Below are 17410 nucleotides of genomic sequence, written 5' to 3'. Positions count from 1 at the left end.
ACAGATGTTGTCAGCGTCCCGACCAGGCCTGGCCGCTCCTGCCGATTGCTGGGTCAGGGATATCGTCGGGTATAGGTAAAGTCATGATCTTCCTGAGACGTGCAGCCCACACCGCCGTACTCACCTTCGTGCTCGTCCCGATCACCGCCGTCCTCACCACCCCGCAGGCGGCGGCCGAACCGCGCAAGCGATCACAGACGGAGTCCGCGGCCCTCGCCCGGCGCATGCTGGCTCAGCTCAAGGTCGCCAGGCCCCTGTCCATCCGGGGCTACGGCCGCGAGCGGTTCCAGTCCCGATCGGCGCAGCGCAAGAGCAGGTGCAACACGCGGGAGATGGTCCTGGCCCGAGACGGGCGGAACGTACGCCGCAACGCGGCCTGCCACCCGATCAAGGGGCGCTGGTACAGCCCGTACGACGGCAAGTGGCTGAAGAGCGAGAAGTACGTGGACGTCGACCACTTGGTGCCGCTCGCCTACGCCTGGCGCTCGGGCGCCAAACGATGGAGCCAGGCCAAGCGGCGCGCCTTCGCCAACGACCTGGTCCGCCCCGAACTGCTCACCGTCAGCCACTCCGCCAACATCGCCAAAGGCGGCAAAGGCCCGCAGAGCTGGCGCCCGCAACGTCGCGCCCACTGGTGCCGGTACGCGACCTCGTGGATCACGGTGAAGGGTCATTACCGGCTCTTCGTGACCCGCAACGAGAAGGTGGCCTTGCTCAACATGCTCCGTACCTGCTGAAACCTCAGTTCGGCCGTGGTCCGGTCAACGACGATTGTCGCGGTTGGACGAGGCCAGGCCCACCTGACGTCGATCGTCGCCGCCACATGCAGGTCACCGATGGTGACGGGCAGACGGGGATCAAGATCTGCGCGCGCTGTGAGAGCGCGCGTCAGCATGTGTAACCGATCAACGGTGTCTGTGTCCATTGTCTCCGCCGACGAAGAAAGATCAGCATACGAGCCGCCGCCGTTGGTCGGTCACGCTGAACGATGTACGGCAGCTTGTACAGCGACACCGCCTTGCACGGTCACATCCCATCAGTCCGCCTCTACTGTCCGACCAGGCCGCGGACTCGCCGACGTGGGTGGCGTCGTTCACTCGTGACCAAGTGCTTTGAAGTAGATGTTGCTTCGTGCCGTGTGAGATCTGTGTCGTTGTGCTCCTCCTACCGTGTCGGGGCGAAGGACGAGACGACCAGCCAGACGGCGGTGGCCGCGATCACGACCGCGACGGCGACGTTCTTCGCCCGTCCGGGAATCACGTCCTTCGATTGCCCGCGGATCATGTGCCGCGCCAGGCGAACGGTTCCGGCCCAGGAGATCCGCTGCCGGGGGCTCCAGACGGCCGACGCGACGAGAACGGCCGCGAGAAGCAGGTGCCACCGCACCGAATCGACGAGGGGTATCTGGATGTCCTCGCCGTACCAGCGGACGTACTCCGCGACGTCGAGGAGCGGGAAGAGGAGAAGAACCGCCGCGACCACGGTGCCGGCCGGTCGTTCCCATCGGGCGGAGGCCGCCGCTCTCGCGGTTGCCGCCAACGCGACGAGAACGACCGGTAGGCCGATCATGTCGGCACAACCGGACCACCATGCGAGGTCGTTCCAGAACGACTCCGACGCCTCGGCGCCGGTGTAGACGACCGTGAGAAACCTGCCGAACGTGACCGGGAAGCGGTGGAATGCCGCAGCCCACGCCGCGGCGCCGACGGCTCCCGCCCACAGGATGGTCCCGTGCCACCTTGCGGGTAGCGGTCCCCGATGCAGCGGTGAACGGGCCGCCAGGAGCAGCGCCCCCACGGCCACCGAATAGCAGACGATCAAGAGCCAGGGCGGTACGGCCGTACGCTCCTGTCCGGTGCACGGGTCAAGGCCCGGCAGAAGAAACGCGATGAAGAGTCCGAGCGCGAGCACGGCGCCGACCGTTGCGACCGCCGTGAGCGTGGCCCGACGTGACCCGCGCAGGAGAAGACCGGCCACGACGACCGGCAGCAGGAGAACACCCCAGAACAGCAACTCTCCCGGCACGCTCACCAGCGCGTAAGGAGCCCCCGGCGGGTAGAGGGCGGAACCCGTCGCGGAACAGAACCAGCCGACGCTCTGTCTGCCGGCTCCGAACGTCATCAGGATCACCGGCCCTGACACCGCCAGAACCGCACCGAAGCGCGGCACCGCCGCCATTGATGATCGCGCTTCTGATCCGGGCTCCTGCGTCACGGCACCCTCTCCCGGAAACGATCAACTTGAGCGAGGGTAGCGGATGACCGTCGACTGAGCGGGAGGTTGCTTTCTGCGGCGGTGCAGACCGATCGCCGGCGTCGGCAGGAGGAGAGCGACCGGCCTGTGTACGCTCCGAACGCCGGAGCGGGCGGCCCGGTCCTGAATGCGGCGCGGAACACTTGCCACAGAGGTGCCCGGATGAGTGAAGCGATCCGGGTTGGGTGGAGGTTCTGGTGTGCCCTGGTCCTGTGGAGGCGGGTCCTTGGATTCTTGTGCCACTCGTTGAGAGGAGAGTGGCTTGGGCGTTGTCGTGAGGCAAGCTGATGACGTGAGTGTCCACGTGTCTTCGGACGATCTCGGAGCCCCGCGGTCACAGGCCGGCCCCAACCCGCAGCACCTGCTGACGACTTTGCTCGGTGAGTACCTCGACTCCTCGGACGCCGACCTTCCGTCGGTGGCGGTGGTCGCGATGCTCAGGGAGTTCGGCATCAGCGAGTCCAGCGCGCGGGCCGCGTTGTCCCGGCTGACCAAGCGTGGACTGATCGCCGTGCGGGGATCCGGGCGGCCGCCCGTGTACCACCTCACGCCTCAGGCGATCGCCAGGCATCGCTCCCGGATGGATCACTTTCTGAGCTTCGGCGCACGCCCGCCGCGGTGGACCGGCGACTGGGTGACGGTCTCCTTCTCGATCCCCCAGTCCGGCCAGGCCCCACGGCACGCGGTCCGCAAGGCTCTGGGGTCGCTGGGTTTCGCGCGGTTGTACGACAGCGTGTGGATCCGGCCCGGCTCCGGCTCCGGTCCGGTGACTCAGGCGCTGCACGACATCCTGAACGACGTCGACGGTAGTAGATGGTCGGTGATGCACGCCCGTTTCGACGAGGAGACCGGCCCGCACGGTCCGGCCGCCGCCTACGATCTGGCCGGTCTCGCCTCGGCCTACGAGGCCTTCATCGCGCGGTATTCGGACCTGCGGGTGGCCGTCCGCAACGGGGAGGTCGACGCGACCCGGGCGCTGGTGGCCCGGACCTCCGTCATGGATTCCTGGCGGAAGTTCCCCGACATCGACCCGGACCTCCCCGAGCATCTCCTGCCGGCACCGTGGCCCCGCCAGGCAGCCAGGGACCTGATGCTGGAGATCCATTCCGCTCTCGGCTCGCTCGCCGAGGCGCGGCTCATCCGGGTCGCGACACCGTACTGGCCGGACGCCGCGTCCTGGATCACCCACTTCCAGGCATCGGAGAACTCCGTATCGGCCCCGGCCGGCAGGGACGGCTGAAAGAAACTTTCATTCACTCGAACGACTGCCCGGCCGCCAGGACGCGTACCGCTCAACCGGCTGAGTGCGCTTGCTTGACACTTTTTATTACCGCAGTGATAGTAACTGCACGTTGATCTCGTCGGCTCGTTCCGCCTGACACGAGCGCGACCTGTCGTCGATGGCCCGCCACATCGATCTCCGGATTCGGTCGGCGCCGGCCGGCCTGGCCGCGGTGGGAGTGGTCGTGCCGCTGTCGGGCTCCGTCGGGCTCTGCCGGCGTGCGCCGCGCATGCCACATCGGACGTAGAGCGCTGTCTTGACACCCTTGGAGGGCGAAATGAGAAAACGCTCGATCATCAGCGCGGCACTGGCGGCCGTGGTCGCCACGGTCGGTGCCGGAATGGTGGCGCTCACCATGACGCCGAGCGCCGCGGCGGCCCTCAACTCGGGTCCCTATCCGGCTGGTTACGAGACCTCGACCGGCCTGCCTAATCACACCATCTACCGGCCAGAAAGCCTCCCGTCCGAGAAACTTCCCGTTTTCGTGTGGGGCAACGGGGGCTGCTCCGCCAACGGGACGTCGCAGCTGAACTTCCTCCGCGAGATCGCCTCGCACGGATTCCTGGCCATCGCCAGCGGCGGCCCGAACGGCTCCGGCTCGACGACGTCCCAGATGCTCACCCAGTCCATCGACTGGGCGGTCGCGGAGAACAGCCGCCAGGGCGGCAAGTACTACGGCAGGCTCGACACCAGCAAGATCGCCGCAGGGGGCTTCTCCTGCGGGGGGCTGGAGGCCTACGCCGTCTCCAACGACCCACGCATCACCACGACCACCATTTTCAGCAGCGGGTTGTTGAACGACGCCGACGACTACCAGCTCAGGCGGCTGACGAAGCCGATCGCCTACTTCATCGGCGGGCCCAGTGACATCGCCTACCCGAACGCCATCGACGACTGGGGCAAGTTGCCTGCGGGGCTGCCCGCGTTCATGGGCAATCTGAACGTCGGGCACGGCGGCACCTACGGCCAGCCCAACGGCGGCGAGTTCGGCCGCGTGGCGGTGCTGTACCTCAAGTGGCGGCTGAAGGGCGACACGACGGCCGGCGCCAACTTCGTCGGCCCCAACTGCGGCCTGTGCAACACCCAGTGGCAGGTCCAGCAGAAGAACCTCACGCTCGACGGCGGTACCCCCTCCCCGTCCCCCACCGTCAGCCCGTCCCCCACCCCGACGCCCAGCGGCGGGCCCCAGGGCTGCTCGGCGACCTACTCGGTGCAGGACCAATGGGCCGGCGGGTTCGTCGCCGCCGTCAACGTCACCGCAGGCGGCGCCGCGATCAACAGCTGGAGGGTCGCCCTCACCCTGCCCGGCGGAGCCACGATCACCTCCCTGTGGAACGGCGTCAACTCCGGCACCAGCGGCACCGTGGCCGTCACCAACCAGAGCTACAACGGGCGGCTGGCGGCCGGACAGAGCACCAACTTCGGGTTCCAGGGCAACGGAACCGGCGCCGGAGCCACCGTCACCTGCACCGCCGGCTGATCCCGGCCCGCCCTGCGCAGGACCCGCCGGGGGCCAAGCCGACCCACTGCGGAAGCAGCCGTGTCCGAGCACCTGCGGGAAGTTCGTCAGGTGCATCCTTATAAAAGCCATTGATGATGGTGCAGCACAGAACGGCACGGCCCGGCTCAAGGCCGGAGCAGGCGAAGGGAACGCGGACATCCAGCACCTGGCGGCCATGGCGGCCAGGTGCTGGATGTCCGCTTGTTCAACGACCTTCTTTGGATTCCGGAACCCGTATGTCCCGATCAGGCTCGAGCTGTGGATCGCAATCGTGCGCGTCGGCTGGGGTGGAGGCGGGAGCGGCCGTCCCGCCCATCGAGCCCTTGCCACGCTGAGTGTTCGCCATGCGCTGAGCGCTTGCCACGCTGAGCGCTTGCCACGCCGAGCGCTGACGCGCCTCGTCGCGAGCCGCTTCGGCCTCGTCTTCCGTGGCGAAGCCGCTCACCCACCCGGGCTTGCCCTCAGCGGTCTACGGGTCCTCGACGCGGATCACGTACGACCATGTCCTGCCGCGTTTCATCACACCGTCGCGAAGCTCGGACATGTTCTTGCACCCGCCGGAACCTGCGCGGTCGCGGGCTGTGCGTCTCATTCGCCGTCGAATCACCTGTCAGACGGCGCGTACGCCTGTACGGAGAGTCTGTCGAACAGGCTGACAACACCGATCTTCTTGTGGACACGCGAGCAAACCGAAACCTTGGATTCGGCCGCACAGGGATTGCCCCCAGCGCCCGAAACCAGGAGTAACGATGAAGCTGCCTCCACGCGCCGCTGCCCTCGTGGCGGCCGCCCTGCTCGCTTCGCTGACCGGAGTGTCCGGGATGTCGGCGGCGCAGGCGGCCGACGCCGGGGCCCTTCCGAGCGTGAACATGGAAGCCGCCGTCAAGGCGGCCCAGATCGACCCGCGGCGGCCTGACGACACGCTGACCCCGGGCGCCAAGGCCGGTGTGCTCCTCGTCGAGCGGGCGCTGCGCGACCGGCGCCTGCTCGACGCGAAGTGGGTGGACGGCTACTTCGGCACCACCACGGTCACCGCCTTCGCGAAGTACCAGAAGTCGCTCGGCTTCACCGGTCTCGCCGCCAACGGCCTGCCGGGCAAGGCGTCGCTCACCAGGCTCGGAGCCGGCCGCTTCAGGGTCGCCCACGTCATCGACCCGGGCACCCGGGTGTCCATTGACGGTTTCGTCGTCAACACCCGCACGCGAAGCATGCTGGCCGAGGCGAAGCGGCTGCTCGGCCGCGACTTCAAGCTGGATCAGGGGTCGTACAACCCCGGCGGCGACCCCACGTCCGCGGGCACCCACGACGGCGGCGGCGTCGTCGACATCTCGGTCAAGGGGATGAGTTCCGCCACCCGCACCGCGGTCGTCCGCGCGTTGCGACGTGTCGGCTTCGCGGCATGGGTGCGCAGCCCCGATCAAGCCGACTGGCCGTGGCACATCCACGCCGTCGCCATCAGCGACACCGGACTCTCCAGCCAGGCCCAGCGCCAGGTCGGTGACTACTACCTCGGCCTGAACGGGCTCGCCGGCCGTGGCCCGGACGACGGTCCGAAGGTGACCATCCGCACCTGGGAGGAGTACCGGCGTCGCTGACTCATCCGAACCCCAGGCTCCGCAGTCAGAAGCAGACAGAAGCAGACAGAAGCAGACAGAAGGAGAACAGCATGAGAACTTTCACCAGGATCCTCGCCGCGGCGACCGCCATGATGACGCTCGGTGGGACGGCACTCGCCACCGCGGCGCCCGCCTCGGCGGCCGGCCGTAACGGCGTGTGTGAGAGCGGTGAGTTCTGCTACTACTTCAACAGCAACAACCAGGGGTCGGTCTCCGACTTCACCGGATCGGTGGGCGACTACGCCACGACGCAGCCCTCCTGCTACGACTTCAAGGGAGCCGGCGCCGGCAAGGGCAAGTGCATCAAGAACGCCGCCGCCTCGGTCTGGAACCGCAGTGGCAAGACCGTCCGCGTGTACTTCAACAGCGGCCACACCGGCACGTACCAGGACTTCAAGGCAGGCGCCAGGGGCAACCTGAACCCCACCCTCAAGAACCAGAACGCCTCGCACCAGTTCAGCCCGTCATCGTCATCGCGCAGCAACATGTCGTTCTCGCTGTACACGGCCAGCGGCAGGATCAGCTGCGGCTTCGACGGTTACACCTCCACCTCCGGCCGGCACGAGGGCATCGACATCGTCCGCGGGGTGGGCGCGGATGTCCACGCCCTGGTGGGCGGCCAGGTCATCAACGTCGTACGCGGATACAACGGCAGGGCGGGACTCTCCACGATCGCCATCTACAACGCCTCGCTGAACAAGACGGTGATCTATCTGCACTCCGCTCCGCGGTCCTCGCTGCGCGTGGGCCAGCAGGTCAGCCGCAACCAGATCATCGCCGACGAGGCGTGGCGCGGGGTGTCGAGCAGTTCGTCCGCGCACACCCACGTCGAGATGCGCCCCGGACGGCACACGCGCGCGGCCAAGAGCGTCGGCGACCCGCACCTGGAGAACCCGAACCCGACCTCGTTCTGGAACTCCCAGGGCTACAGCATCCGATAACGCGCCGAGACCTCTGAGAAGCGAGGAAGACAACTGTGCCTTCACGAACTGTTCGGCTGATCTCGCGGCTCACCGCGGTGACCGCCGCGATGGCGCTCGGCGGGGCGGTGCTCGCCACCGCGGCGCCCGCCTCGGCGGCCGGCCGTAACGGCGTGTGTGAGAGCGGTGAGTTCTGCTACTACTTCAACAGCAACAACCAGGGGTCGGTCTCCGACTTCACCGGATCGGTGGGCGACTACGCCACGACGCAGCCCTCCTGCTACGACTTCAAGGGAGCCGGCGCCGGCAAGGGCAAGTGCATCAAGAACGCCGCCGCCTCGGTCTGGAACCGCAGTGGCAAGACCGTCCGCGTGTACTTCAACAGCGGCCACACCGGCACGTACCAGGACTTCAAGGCAGGCACCAGGGGCAACCTGAACCCCACCCTCAAGAACCAGAACGCCTCGCACCGGTTCATGGGCGGCTCCACATCGCCGACCGGGTGCAAGACCGACGGCACGCACAGCAGGCTGCCCACGACGATCCTCGTCTACCGGAAATCCCTCAATCGCGTGGACCGGGTGGAGTTCAAGACCTACATCAAGAACGTCCTGCCCAACGAGTGGCCGTCGTACTGGCCCAAGGAGTCCCTCAGGGCCGGGGCGATCGCCGTCAAGAACTTCGGCTGGTACTGGGCGCTGAGATCGGCGAGCAAGACGCCGAGCGGCCAGTGCTACGACGTCTCCGACAACACGAACAGCCAGGTGTACAGGCCCGGCTCCGCGACGGCGGCGACGAACGCCGCGGTGGACGCGACGTGGGGCACCCGGATGACGCGCAACGGGAGTATCTTCCGGGCCCAGTACTGCTCCACGACCACGGCGTGCGGCCACTGGGTCACCGGTGACTGGATGTCGCAGACCGGCTCCCGCGACAAGGCCAGGGCGGGCTGGAGCTCCTCCAGGATCCTCAAGCACTACTACCGGGGAATCGCTCTGACCCCCTGACCTCCGCAGACCGTCCGCCCCTGGTTCCCCGCCGTGCGACGCACGGCGGGGAACAGTCATGAGCCGGTGGGTCAGACCCGCTGCGGCCTCACCATGGACATCATCACTGTCAGTCGACGATGAGCACGGGCACGTACGACGCCGTCGGTCCGCTCGTTCCCTTCGGAGAGGCGGCCGGCTGGGGGCCCTCTCCTCCGAGTGAGCGATCACAGGCGGAGCGAAGCCGTCGGTCTCCGTCCCGGAACCTTCGCCGGATGTCCGGTGAACAACACCCGACCTGTCCTCTGCGGCCACAGTCTCCATGCTCGGGCCGTGCCCGGAATCGGGCTGGAGCGCTTCCCCGCTACAGCAGCCGCAGCAGGTCGGCGATGGGCTGAATTCCGGAGACCGGTGGCCGGCCGTCGATCACCAGGCTGGGAACGCCGGTGACACCGTGCTCGGCCGCGCGACGCCGGTCGGCGCGCACCTGGTCGGCGTAGTCGTCACCGGCCAGGACCGCGCGCGTCTCATCGCCGTCCAGCCCGGCCTCGCCGCCCAGGCGCCGCAGGACCCGCGGGTCGGCCACATTGAGGCCCTCGGTGTGGTACGCGTGCAGCAGGAGCTCCATCATCCGGTCGGCGCGGTCGCGGTCGGCGGCCAGCTTGCTCAGCCGGTGTGCGTCGAAGGTGCTCACCGGGCGGGACAGACGCAGGTTCAGCTCCAGGCCTTCCGCGGCGCCCAGCGACTGGATCTGGGCGATGCGGGCGGGCGCCTGCTCGCCGAACCAGCCGGCCATGGCCTCGGCGGCGGTCGGGCCGGGGGTCCGGCCCGCCTCCGGAGCGAGCTCGTAGCCGCGCCAGACGATTTCGAGGCTGTCGCGGTCGGCGTGCTGCGCCAAAGCGGCCGCCAGGCGTCTTTTACCGATGTAGCACCACGGGCACAGCACATCGGCGTATATCTCAAGCTTCATGAACGTCCTACAACATGTCGTGGCCGGTCGGCAGATGTTCGCCTCATCCGCGTCGTATCAACATCGTTGGTGACCAGTAGAGCGGCGGAGGGTCTTCGGGGATGTAGGTCGAATGACTGGTCCGGCGACGTGAGCCACCCCAGCGGGGGCCGAACCGTGGAAACCTCGCCGGTCGGTGACCGATCCGTGCCTAGCCCAGCGCTCCGGCGCGTACCGCGCGCACGTGGGTCTCATACCGCCGGGCACCCATCACCCGCCACAGGAACCGGGCCGGAGCGGGCATCTCGCCGAGGAACCAGGCCCGCTCGCGCGGTGTCGCGTCCTCCAGGACCATGCCGGCCATGGTCAGCTTGCCGGTGAGGCTCTTCGGGCCGTGCTTCATCGCGTGCTCCTGCGGCGCCAGCCACTCCGGCACGGTGAGGTGCTCGTGGATGAGCGGGAGCACCGCGCTCTCCTCCAGTTCGAGGTGCTCGGTGAGGGCCGGGCCGAGGTCGCGCAGGGCACCGGCGACGCGGTCGCGGGCCGTGGGACTCGCCTCCGCGGTCCAGCTCGGCAGCTCGGCCTCGACGACGCCGACGGCTCGGGCGATCATGTCATGCTGCCGCCGCATGACCTCGATCAGGTCTTTCTCGAGCGGGACGCGTTCGATGAGGACCGGCCAGAGCAGCTCGTCCTCGGCCTCGTGGTGTTCGTGCAGCATGACGAGCGCCAGGTCGAGATGGGCGCCGAGCAGGCGCGCGCGGGCGACGTCGCCGGCGGGCACGGCGGCGATCAACTCGGGGAGTTGCGCGAACTCGCGGCGCATCGCGCGGTGGATGACCTTCATCTGCTGGGTCTCCGGCTTGTCCACGGGGGAGTTCGGGTCGATCAACATATATTCATAGTAGGCCATATACTATGAATGTAGAGTCATTACCATCAATGTCCTGCTGTCATAGTGATTTCATGGCAAAGCGTGCGTACACCTCGACGGTCCGGGCCGTCGCGGCTCGGGAGACCCGCGCCGCGATCTTGCGAGCCGCGCAGCAGCTCTTCGCCGAGCAGGGGTACGCGAGAGCCACGGTGGCCGGGATCGCCGAACGAGCGGGAGTCGCCCTGAACACCGTGTACACGAGCGTGGGCGGCAAGGCGGCGCTGATGGAGGCACTGGTCGCGGAGAGCGCCGGCGACGAGCAGATCCAGGCCACCCTGAACGCCGCACTCGGCTCGGCCGACGGCCGTGACATCCTGCGCCGGACGGCCGAGGGCACGGGCGACATGACGCGGCGCCACGAGAGCGTCCTGAACCTGCTGTTCGACAACGCCACCGCCGATCCCGCGGTGGCGGCCGTGGCCGAGCGCGCCGTCCGGCGCTACCGGAACCGGCTGGCCCGCATCGCCGAACACCTGGTGACGCTCGAAGCCGTTCGCACCGACCAGGTCAGGACCGAGCAGGTTCTCTGGTTCTACTTCGGCCGGGGCGGGTGGAAAACGGTCCGCGAGCTCGGCTGGGACTGGGCCGACGGCGCCGCCTGGCTGGCGGAGCAGGCCGCTGCCGCCCTGCTGGTCCCGACGGCCGGCAGGGGGTCGACGTGACGGGGCCCGCCCGCGAACACCCGGCATCGCCCCGGGCGACGGTCGGGCGACCTGGCCGCACGGCCCGCTTCAGGCCCGGCCGCGCCTCGTCTCATGCGGTCCTTCCGGTCCTTCGCGCGGGTTCCGAGCGCGCCTCGGCGGTCCAGCTGGACAGGAGCCGGAGCTTCTCCTCGGACGGTGATCCCGTGTCGGCGGTGTAGATGACGATGGTCTGTCCGTGGCTGTCCGGCAGGTGCAGCGTCTGATAGTTGAGCCGCATGTCGCCGACGGCCTCGTGGAAGAACCGTTTGACGCCGTGCTGGTGTTCGGAGAGCCGGTAGTCGGCCCACATGCTCGCGAACTCCTCGGACCGGGTGCTGAGCTCACCGACGATTCTCGACAGGGTCTCGTTGTCGGTGCCGGGCACCGCGCCGGCCCGCAGGACGGCGACGATGTCGGCGGCGATCTCCGCCCAGTCGCGGTAGACGACGCGGGCACGCGGGTTCAGGAACATCCATCGGGCGGTGTTGCGTTCCGCGACCGGCATCGCGGCGAAGTCGTCCAGCAGTGCCTTGCCGGCGTGGTTGATGCCGAGCACCTCGAGGTGCGGGCCGTGGACGACGGCCGGCACGTCGATGGCGTGGATCATGGACAGCAGGGCGGGCCGCGCCTTGACCACGGCGGGCCCGCGGCGAGCGGCGTGCTCGATGCCCGGGTGCAGCAGTGATCGAAGATACCTGCCCTCGACCTCGTCGAGCCGCAGCGCCCGCCCGACCGCGTCGATCACCTGCTCGGAGACGTTGCCGACACGGCCCTGCTCGAGTTTGACGTAGTAGTCGACGCTGACCCCGGCGAGGATCGCGACCTCCTCACGGCGCAGCCCTTTGACCCGGCGGGCCGTGGTGGGGCTGGGCAGTCCCATGTCCTCGGGGGAGAGCGCCGCGCGTCGCGAGGTGAGGAAATCGCGCAGTTCGTTACCGGTCGCCATGCGAACCAGTATGGCTGGCCAGGCCGCCGGGGAGCGGGCTCTGGGTGGTACCGCCGGAGCCAGGCAGCCCGGCCTCCGCGCGCAGGCGCAGCGCGGAGATCAGGAAGAACACGCCCCCGACGACGGCGTAGCCGGCTCCGTGGCTCTGTCAGAGCCAGGATGACGGGTACCAGCCAGCCTCTTCGTTTCGCCTCCCGGCGGGGCCCTAATGGGATGCGTCAGCAACATCCGGCAAGGGAGAACATCGTGTCTGTTTGGTTCGTCACCGGTGCGTCGCGTGGGTTGGGCCTGGAGATCGTGAAGGCCGCGCTGGAGCGCGGCGACTCGGTCGTGGCGACCGCGCGGGATCCGCGGGCGGTCGAGAAAGCACTGCCCGGCCGTCCGGACAACCTGCTGGTGGTGCCGCTGGACGTCACCGACCAGGGACAGGCGGACGCGGCCGTCAAAGCGGCGGTGTCCCGGTTCGGCGGCATCGACGTCCTGGTGAACAACGCCGGGCGCGGGCTGGTCGGCGCGGTCGAGGAGACCAGTGACGCCGAGGCGCGCGGCGTCTTCGACATCAACGTCTTCGGCCTGTTGACGGTCATCCGGGCGGTCGTGCCGGTGATGCGCGCGGCCGGTCACGGCAGGATCCTCAACGTGAGCTCGACCGGCGGCGTGGTCGCGTGGGCCGGCTGGGGTGTCTACAGCGCGACGAAGTTCGCGGTCGAGGGCCTCACGGAGGCGCTGGGCCTGGAGCTCGCCCCGCTCGGCATCCAGGTGACCTCGGTGCAACCCGGCCCGTTGCGCACCGATTTCCTCGGCTCGACGTCGTTGCTGCACGTGGAGCGGATCATCGATGACTATGCCGTCACCGGCGGGGCGTCGCGCGTCTGGGCCGGAGAGAACCACGGGCTGCAGGAGGGCGACCCGGTGAAAGCCGCGGCCGCGATCCTGGCCGTCGCGGATCTCGACGAGATGCCGGCCCGGATCCCGCTGGGCACCTCGACGCTGGCCGACATCCGCGCCAAGCTCGCGGCCGTCGGCGCGGAGCTCGAAACCTGGCGGGAACTGGCCCGCTCGACCGACCACGTCGCCTGAGCCGTACGGAAGGGACCTCCCACCGGCCCGGCGGGAGGTCCCTCGTGGCGCCCGTCTTCGGGGCGCCTCGGATGCTCCTTGTGGAGGCCCGCCCCCGGGGCGCCTCGGATGCTCAGGAACCGGAGGACAGCCGGTCCGCCGCCGGTTTGGTCAGTGCCAGCAGCGCGTCGCGAAGGCCGGCGCGGCCGCGCAGGCCCAGCTTCGGGAACAGCTGGTACAGATGCGAACCCACCGTCCGATGCGACAGGTGTAACCGCTTACCGATCTCCTTGTTCGTCAACCCCGCCGCCGCCAGCTCCGCGATCTCCCGCTCCCGCGCCGTCAACGCCGGAGGCAGGCCGTTCGCGCGCGGACGCGACAGCCCCGTCGCGCGCAACTCGTTCTCCGCCCGCTTCGACCACGGCACCGCCCCCAACCGGCGGAGGACGTCCGCCGCACCGAGCAACTCCGCCCGCGACTCCCCCACCGCGCCCATCCGGCGGAGCCGCTCACCGAAGGCCAGCCGCACCCGCGCCTGGTCGAAGGGCCACCGCGCGGCGTCCGGCGACGACAGCGCCCGGCCGAACGCCGCGCGTACCTCGTCGTCCTCGGCCACCAGCGCCGTCGCGCCGGCCGCGATCAGGCCCAGCCGCGAGGACAGCCGCGTCGCTCCGGCCCCGCGCAGTACGGCGGCGTGCGCGACCGCCTCGGCCTGCCGGCCGGTGCGTACGGCCGCCTCGACCAGGTCCAGGGCGACCCAGAGCGCCTGCGGGAGATGGCCGGGCAGCGAGCCGGGCGGTGCGATCGACGTCGCCTCCCGGTAGGCCGCCTCGAAGTCGGCCTGCCCGATGTGGTGCAGCGCCAGCCCGTGCCGGGCGAACATCTCGACACCGCCGGCCTGCCGGGCCATCGCCCATCGGACGAGCTCGTCGTTGATGGATCCGTCCTCGCCGCGGGCGGCGGCGATCAGTCCCCGCTGGCTGCGGAAGATCCAGCGGGGGAAGGGGAATCCGCGTTCCGCGCACAGCCGGTCGCCCTCGTCGGCGATCTCGGCGACCGCGTCCCACCGTCCCGCGTGGAACAGCTCCCGGCCCAGCATCGCGAGGGCGGTGATCTGGCGGCGGGTCGGCGCCGCGCCGGCCCGGCCCTGCCTGACCACTCGCCACAGGTCGTTCCGCACCGTGCCGAGCCGGTCGAGGTACTGCACCGCGGAGCCGATGCGGACGACGCGGTTCGGGTCCGCCTCCCGGTGCAGGCGGGCCAGCTGGGCCGACAGATCGGCGATGACCGCCGGATCCGGGTCGGCCGTGTCGGCGAAAATCCTGGTGAGCAGTTCGAGGTCGGGATCGACGGGCGGCTTCAGCCGGTCGAACAGCGCGAGATAGCGCTCCAGCGCCTCGGCCGTGCCGGCGTACCGCGTCAGCAGCAGCAGGGTGTGCATCGACCGGGTCAGCGCGTCGTCGCGTCCGTCGTAGCCGTGGTCCCCGGTCTCGATCGCCGACGCCAGCAGGCCGTGCGCCGTCGGCACGTCGCCGTCACCGTCGATCAGCAGGGCGGCCGAGGCGGTGACGGCGAGCAACGGCGCGCCACCGGTACGTTCTGCCTCCTCGAGGAACAGGTCGGCGCCGGCCTCGCCGACCGATTCGGCCCCGAGGTAGGCCGCGAGGGCCAGCCGCCGCGCCCTGCCGGACGGCTCCGGGCTCAGAGCGGCCGCCCGGTTCAGCCGTACGATCGCGCCGGCCGCGTCGCCCCGCCGTTCGAGATCGACGACATCAGCGCACGCCTCGCCTTCTTCCGTGACCCGTGGGGGAACATGTTCGAGATCTCCGAACGCATCGGCGACGATCACGCGCACTGATCGCGCCGGGTGGCCGGCAGGGCGATCGTGGTCACCGCCTGACCGTGAGGGTCTGCCGCTCGGTGAACTCGAGCAGGCTGGCCTGACCGCTCTCGACCCCGATGCCGGACTGCTTGAGGCCGCCGAAGGGCACGAGCGGCGACAGGTGCATGATCTCGTTCACCCAGACGGTGCCGGCCTGGAGCCGCTCGGCCACGGCGAGGGCGGCGTCCGGGTCCGCGGACCACACCGAGGCGCCCAGGCCGTACTCGCTCGCGTTGGCGCGGGCGACGGCGTCCTCGACGTCGTGGAATCTCAGCAGCGGCAGCACCGGGCCGAACTGCTCCTCCTGAACGATCCTGGCGCTCTCCGGGGGGTCGCCGATCAGGGTGGGGCGGAGGAACAGCCCGTCCGGCTCGTCCTCGGGCGGCCCGCCGGTGAGGATCTCGTGGCCACGGTCCCGGGAGTCCCTGAGCAGGTCGACGACGGTGTCGTACTGGCGGCGGTTGGAGATCGGGCCGATCAGCACGCCCTCGTCCAGGCCGTTGCCGACCGTCACCCGCTCGGCGAGGTCGACCATCCGCGCGGCGATCCGGTCGTACACGTCGGCGTGCAGGTAGAGGCGCTTGGTGGCCAGGCAGATCTGGCCGGCGTTGCCGAACGCGCCCCAGAACAGCTGCTCGGCGACCTGGTCGACGTCGACGTCCGGCAGCACGATCGCCGGGTCGTTGCCGCCGAGTTCCAGCGTGACGCGGGTCAGTGAGGCGCCGGCCCCTGCCATGACGTCGCGCCCGGTCCTGGTCGACCCGGTAAAGCTGATCTTGTCGATGCCCGGATGCCGGGTCACCCACGGGCCCAGTCCGTCCGCGCCGGTGACGACGTTGACGACCCCGGCCGGCAGCACGTCGCGCAGCAGCTCGCCCAGTCGCAGCGCCGACAACGGGGTGAACGTCGACGGCTTCACGATCACGGTGTTGCCGGCCAGCAGGGCGGGGCCGAGCTTGAACGACAGCTGGCCCATCGGGTAGTTCCACGGGGTGATCGCCGCGACCACCCCCAGCGGTACGTGGCGGGTGATCGAACGCCGCTCCGCGTCGTCCTGGTTCACCGTCACGGGAAGATCGAGAGCCGCGGTCTCCCGGAGCCAGTGACCCAGCCCGGCGACCTCGCCGGTGGCGGCGGCCAGGGGCTTGCCCTGCTCCAGGGTGACGAGACGGGCGAGTTTCCCGGCGTTCGCGTCGATCACCTCGGCGATCGTGCGCAGGTACCGCCGGCGGTCCGCCACGGGGAGGGCCGCCCAGCCCGGCTGAGCACGGCGGGCGGCGGCGACGGCGGCGTCCAGTTGCTCGCGGGTGCAGTCCGGCGCCTCCCCGACGACCCGGGACGTGGCCGGATCGATCACGGGGTAGGTCGACGCCGCCGGGACGGCCACGCCGTCGATGGTCATCGAGTACGCCGCGGCTGCGGTCTGTGTCGGGGTTGACATGTGCGTCTGCTCCTCGGGAACCCGGTCACGGCGAGGTCTCCCGCCGTCGTACCGATGCTCCGTGGCCGGCGCCCCGGCCGGAAGGCAGCCGCTGCCTGGGTGCCGCGCTCCTAGGAATCAGCTCGCCGGGGTGAGGGAGGCCAGGCGGACCAGCGCTTCCTCGCTGCGGGAGCCCGGCCGCGGGGTGCCGACGAGGAGCTGCTGCCCGGCGGCGTCATGCACGTCGAAGGTCTGGTACGTCAGCTCGATCCGGCCCGCCACCGGGTGCACGAAGACCTTGAAGGCCCGCGTCAGCCTGCCGACCTCGTGACCGTTCCAGAGTTCCCTGAACTCGGGCGACGTCTCGGACAGCTCCTCCACCAGCCCTCCGATGGCGGCGTCGCCAGGGAAGCGCCCGGCGTTGAGCCGAAGCGCGTGGACGGTGCTGCGGCGCAGCAGCTCACAGTCGACGAACACGGTCCTCGCCTCCGGGTGCGTGAAGAGGACGCGCGGCATGTTGCGCTCCTCCCCGAAGGGCGCGAGCAGGGCGTCGGCGATCGGATTGGTGGCGAGCACGTCGAACGCCGGGCCGAGCACGTATGCCGCCGAGGAAGGGAAGGCGTTCAGCAGCTCCAGCAGCGAGGGGTGTACGAGGTCCCGAGGGCTTTCCCTGACGAGGCGCGGGTTGAGGCCGGCGAGCCTGAACATGTGTTCGAGGGCTTCGGCGGACAGCCGCAGCGCGCGGCCGATGGCATCGACGACCTGTGCCGACGGGTTGCGCTCCCGGCCCTGCTCGAGCCGGGCGTAGTAGTCGGCGCTCACGCCGGCGAGGACCGCGACCTCTTCCCTGCGCAGGCCCTGGACCCGGCGGCCCAGGGTGCCGCCGGCCAGGCCGACGTCACCCGGTTCGATCCGGGACCGGCTCGCACGAAGAAAACTCCTGAGCTCGTTGTCGCGTGCTGTCATGTTTTCATGGTAA

At 69.6% G+C, this 17410-nt stretch carries 16 protein-coding genes; 8 read left to right on the top strand and 8 right to left on the bottom strand.

Annotated features, from left to right (window positions below):
• Positions 1-83: 83 nt before the first annotated feature.
• Positions 84-737, top strand: a complete 654-nt coding sequence (locus ACTOQ1_RS20865) for an HNH endonuclease family protein (RefSeq protein WP_440069462.1) — start codon at positions 84-86, stop codon at positions 735-737.
• A 427-nt stretch (positions 738-1164) separates the two neighbouring features.
• Here the strand turns inward: ACTOQ1_RS20865 and ACTOQ1_RS20860 are convergent, their stop codons facing one another.
• Positions 1165-2121, bottom strand: a complete 957-nt coding sequence (locus ACTOQ1_RS20860; RefSeq protein WP_440069460.1) for a hypothetical protein — start codon at positions 2119-2121, stop codon at positions 1165-1167.
• A gap of 424 nt (positions 2122-2545) precedes the next feature.
• Between ACTOQ1_RS20860 and ACTOQ1_RS20855 the strand changes: the two genes are divergently transcribed.
• The 5 genes from ACTOQ1_RS20855 (at position 2546) to ACTOQ1_RS20835 (ending at position 8579) form a co-directional block, all read left to right on the top strand.
• Positions 2546-3493 carry a PaaX family transcriptional regulator gene (locus tag ACTOQ1_RS20855; protein WP_440069459.1) on the top strand — a complete coding sequence of 316 codons (948 nt, stop codon included), beginning with the start codon at positions 2546-2548 and terminating at the stop codon, positions 3491-3493.
• Positions 3494-3812: 319 nt separating this feature from the next.
• On the top strand, positions 3813-5015 hold the full coding sequence (locus ACTOQ1_RS20850) for a cellulose binding domain-containing protein (protein ID WP_440069457.1): 1203 nt from the start codon (positions 3813-3815) through the stop codon (positions 5013-5015).
• A gap of 770 nt (positions 5016-5785) precedes the next feature.
• Positions 5786-6631: a peptidoglycan-binding domain-containing protein gene (locus ACTOQ1_RS20845; RefSeq protein WP_440069455.1), complete on the top strand. Its 846-nt coding sequence runs from the start codon at positions 5786-5788 to the stop codon at positions 6629-6631.
• 71 nt (positions 6632-6702) lie between these two features.
• The gene (locus tag ACTOQ1_RS20840; RefSeq protein WP_440069453.1) at positions 6703-7593 is read left to right on the top strand and encodes a peptidase inhibitor family I36 protein; all 891 of its coding nucleotides are present in this window, start codon (positions 6703-6705) and stop codon (positions 7591-7593) included.
• 35 nt (positions 7594-7628) lie between these two features.
• Complete coding sequence (locus ACTOQ1_RS20835) at positions 7629-8579, top strand: SpoIID/LytB domain-containing protein (RefSeq protein ID WP_440069451.1); 951 nt, start codon at positions 7629-7631, stop codon at positions 8577-8579.
• A gap of 343 nt (positions 8580-8922) precedes the next feature.
• Here ACTOQ1_RS20835 and ACTOQ1_RS20830 read toward each other — a convergent pair whose 3' ends face one another.
• Both ACTOQ1_RS20830 and ACTOQ1_RS20825 read right to left on the bottom strand, forming a co-directional pair.
• Positions 8923-9528, bottom strand: a complete 606-nt coding sequence (locus ACTOQ1_RS20830; RefSeq protein ID WP_440069449.1) for a DsbA family oxidoreductase — start codon at positions 9526-9528, stop codon at positions 8923-8925.
• Positions 9529-9718: 190 nt separating this feature from the next.
• Positions 9719-10402: a hemerythrin domain-containing protein gene (locus tag ACTOQ1_RS20825; protein WP_440069447.1), complete on the bottom strand. Its 684-nt coding sequence runs from the start codon at positions 10400-10402 to the stop codon at positions 9719-9721.
• Positions 10403-10473: 71 nt separating this feature from the next.
• Here ACTOQ1_RS20825 and ACTOQ1_RS20820 point away from each other — a divergent pair, with 71 nt between their 5' ends.
• On the top strand, positions 10474-11103 hold the full coding sequence (locus tag ACTOQ1_RS20820) for a TetR/AcrR family transcriptional regulator (RefSeq protein ID WP_440069445.1): 630 nt from the start codon (positions 10474-10476) through the stop codon (positions 11101-11103).
• Positions 11104-11194: 91 nt separating this feature from the next.
• Here the strand turns inward: ACTOQ1_RS20820 and ACTOQ1_RS20815 are convergent, their stop codons facing one another.
• Both ACTOQ1_RS20815 and ACTOQ1_RS20810 read right to left on the bottom strand, forming a co-directional pair.
• The gene (locus ACTOQ1_RS20815; protein ID WP_440069443.1) at positions 11195-12070 is read right to left on the bottom strand and encodes a helix-turn-helix transcriptional regulator; all 876 of its coding nucleotides are present in this window, start codon (positions 12068-12070) and stop codon (positions 11195-11197) included.
• Entirely contained in the window at positions 12057-12182 is a 126-nt protein-coding gene (locus tag ACTOQ1_RS20810; protein WP_440069441.1) for a hypothetical protein, read from the bottom strand. The genes ACTOQ1_RS20815 and ACTOQ1_RS20810 overlap by 14 nt, the downstream gene beginning before the upstream one ends.
• Before the next feature lie 134 nt (positions 12183-12316).
• Between ACTOQ1_RS20810 and ACTOQ1_RS20805 the strand changes: the two genes are divergently transcribed.
• A complete protein-coding gene (locus ACTOQ1_RS20805; RefSeq protein WP_440069440.1) occupies positions 12317-13150 on the top strand; it encodes an oxidoreductase in 834 nt (277 codons plus the stop codon).
• Positions 13151-13262: 112 nt separating this feature from the next.
• Here the strand turns inward: ACTOQ1_RS20805 and ACTOQ1_RS20800 are convergent, their stop codons facing one another.
• The 3 genes from ACTOQ1_RS20800 to ACTOQ1_RS20790 form a co-directional block, all read right to left on the bottom strand.
• Entirely contained in the window at positions 13263-14978 is a 1716-nt protein-coding gene (locus ACTOQ1_RS20800) for a helix-turn-helix transcriptional regulator (RefSeq protein ID WP_440069438.1), read from the bottom strand.
• A gap of 40 nt (positions 14979-15018) precedes the next feature.
• Positions 15019-16452, bottom strand: coding sequence for an aldehyde dehydrogenase family protein (locus ACTOQ1_RS20795; RefSeq protein WP_440069436.1), 1434 nt, complete (start codon positions 16450-16452; stop codon positions 15019-15021).
• A gap of 117 nt (positions 16453-16569) precedes the next feature.
• Positions 16570-17397 carry a helix-turn-helix domain-containing protein gene (locus tag ACTOQ1_RS20790; RefSeq protein ID WP_440069435.1) on the bottom strand — a complete coding sequence of 276 codons (828 nt, stop codon included), beginning with the start codon at positions 17395-17397 and terminating at the stop codon, positions 16570-16572.
• Positions 17398-17410 lie beyond the last annotated feature (13 nt).

It is taken from the genome of Streptosporangium sp. OZ121 (genome assembly GCF_051918885.1).
Lineage (GTDB): Bacteria > Actinomycetota > Actinomycetes > Streptosporangiales > Streptosporangiaceae > Streptosporangium.
Note: the sequence above shows the minus strand (reverse complement) of the source record. Positions and strands in the feature narration are given on the sequence as shown.